At 69.4% G+C, this 360-nt stretch carries 1 protein-coding gene and 1 pseudogene; both read right to left on the bottom strand.

What is annotated here, in order from left to right:
* Positions 1-213 (bottom strand): succinyl-CoA--3-ketoacid-CoA transferase (locus IG08_RS0153445; RefSeq protein WP_030622305.1); only part of this gene is annotated, 213 nt, incomplete at its 3' end.
* A pseudogene (locus IG08_RS62360) lies at positions 213-360 on the bottom strand (succinyl-CoA--3-ketoacid-CoA transferase); the annotation flags it as partial. The pseudogene IG08_RS62360 and the gene IG08_RS0153445, both read right to left, overlap by 1 nt.

The following is a 360-nucleotide window of genomic DNA, read 5'->3' as shown; positions in this document are numbered from 1 at the left end:
CTTGCCGGCGTTGATCAGGTCGGGGTCGACCTGGTCCTCGGTGGGGTAGGGGCCGGTGCCCAGGATGCCGTTCTCGGACTCCAGGATGACCTCGACGTCCTGGGGGAGGTAGTTGGGGATCAGGGTGGGCAGGCCGATGCCGAGGTTGACGTACTGGCCGTCCTGCAGCTCGCGCGCCGCCCGCGCGGCCATCTGCTCGCGTGTCCAGGCCATTACTCGCTCACCGTCCCTCGTGCCGGAGGCGCGGAAATCGTGCGCTGTTCGATGCCCTTGGCTGTGGCCTGCTCAGGGGTGAGGGCCACTACCCGCTGCACGAAGATTCCCGGCAGGTGCACGGCGTCCGGGTCGATCGCGCCGGGC

Origin of the sequence: Streptomyces fulvoviolaceus (assembly GCF_000718165.1) — a bacterium.
In the GTDB taxonomy this organism is placed as follows: domain Bacteria; phylum Actinomycetota; class Actinomycetes; order Streptomycetales; family Streptomycetaceae; genus Streptomyces; species Streptomyces fulvoviolaceus.
The sequence above is the reverse complement of the archived record's forward strand: the minus strand, read 5'-3'. Positions and strand labels throughout refer to the sequence as shown.